This is a genomic window from Achromobacter sp. DMS1 (assembly GCF_001270295.1).
Map to the genome: position 1 here is coordinate 1 of NZ_LHSJ01000354.1, position 1,657 is coordinate 1,657.

At 67.7% G+C, this 1,657-nt stretch carries 2 protein-coding genes; both read left to right on the forward strand.

Going from position 1 to position 1,657, the window contains the following annotated elements; all coding sequences use genetic code 11:
• Positions 1-325 precede the first annotated feature (325 nt).
• Positions 326-1,111, forward strand: a complete 786-nt coding sequence (locus AD428_RS24050; RefSeq protein ID WP_053246828.1) for a DeoR/GlpR family DNA-binding transcription regulator — start codon at positions 326-328, stop codon at positions 1,109-1,111.
• 62 nt (positions 1,112-1,173) lie between these two features.
• Positions 1,174-1,657, forward strand: a 484-nt coding sequence (locus AD428_RS24055) for an FAD-dependent oxidoreductase (RefSeq protein ID WP_152968219.1), incomplete at its 3' end; no start/stop codon positions are given.

A 1,657-nucleotide genomic window follows, 5' to 3' on the forward strand; every position in this document is an offset into this window, starting at 1 on the left:
CACCCTGCGCCGCCAGCGCGATGGCGGTGGCCCGGCCGATGCCGGAAGACGCGCCGGTCACCACGGCCACCCGGCCGTGCAGATCTCTCCTGCCAGCGTTCGCGTGCTGCATGCCTGCCTCCGATGGCGGACCCCGGCCGCGGAAACCGGACCGCCCCCGCGCCCGGGCCGCAATTCCCGTCTGGAAACCGTCCAGTCCCTAGCTTAGCGCCGCGTCCGGCGGGGACACAACCGTTCGTTTCACTTGCGTTTTTGGCGGTAATCGAACAAAAACAATCTTCAAAAAGGGCGTTATTTTTCGCTTTTGTTGTTTTATGATACGAGCATGACTCTCAATCCCAGACAAAGCGCCTTGATCGAAATGGTGCGCGCCCAGGGCTCGGCCTCTATCGAGGAACTGGCCAGGCGTTTCGGCGTCACGCTGCAAACCGTGCGGCGGGACGTGCATTTTCTGTCGGAAGCCGGCCTGCTGTCGCGCTTTCACGGCGGCGTGCGCATCGAGGCCTCCACCATCGAAAACATCGCCTACCGTAAGCGGCAGGGCCTGCACGCGGCCGGCAAGCAGCGCATCGCCGAGGCGGTGGCGCGCGCCGTGCCCGACGGCTGTTCGCTCATCATCAACATCGGCACCACCACCGAGGCCATCGCGCGCGCGCTGCTGCGCCATCGCGGATTGCGGGTCATCACCAACAACCTGCACGTGGCCGACATCCTGTCCGATAACCCCGATTGCGAAGTCATCGTGGCCGGCGGCGTGGTGCGCTCGCGCGACCGCGGCATCGTGGGCGAGGCCACCATGGACTTCATCCGCCAGTTCAAAGTGGACATCGGGCTGATCGGCATCTCGGGCATCGAGGCCGACGGCACGCTGCGCGATTACGACTTCCGCGAAGTGCGGGTGTCGCGCACCATCATCGAACAGTCGCGCGAAGTCTGGCTGGCCGCCGACAGCAGCAAATTCCAGCGCCAGGCCATGGTGGAGCTGGCGCACATTTCCGAGATCGACCGCTTCTTCACCGACGCCCATCCGCAAGAGCCGCTGGCCCAGGTGCTGGCCGACGCGGGCGTGCGATGCGAAGTGGCCGCCGACCCGGCCCCGCAGAACGCCTGACACCGCCCCGCGCGACCGAACCCAGATCCTGCTTCGCGGGCGCCGCCCGCCTCCCGACCGACATGAACCAGACCCCCGCCTCCGTCACCCCTCCCGACCGCAAGCGCCTGCTCGCGCAGCTCGACAACACGCCTTCGTGGGACGTCATCGTCATCGGCGGCGGCGCGACCGGGCTCGGCACGGCGGTGGACGCCGCCGCGCGCGGCTTCCGCACCCTGCTGATCGAGGCCGCCGACTTCGCCAAGGGCACTTCCAGCAAAGCCACCAAGCTGGTCCATGGCGGAGTGCGCTACCTGGCCCAGGGCAACGTCAGCCTGGTGCGCGAGGCCCTGCACGAACGCGGCCTGCTCAACCGCAACGCGCCGCACCTGGTATGGCCACTGGGCTTCGTGGTGCCGGCCTACAACCTGCTCGACCAGCCCTTCTACGGCATCGGCCTGAAGATGTACGACATGCTGGCCGGCAAGCTCAACCTGTCGCCCAGCCGCTGGCTGTCGCGCCGCGAAACGCTGGCCAACGCGCCCACGCTGGCCGAGCGGGTCGGCG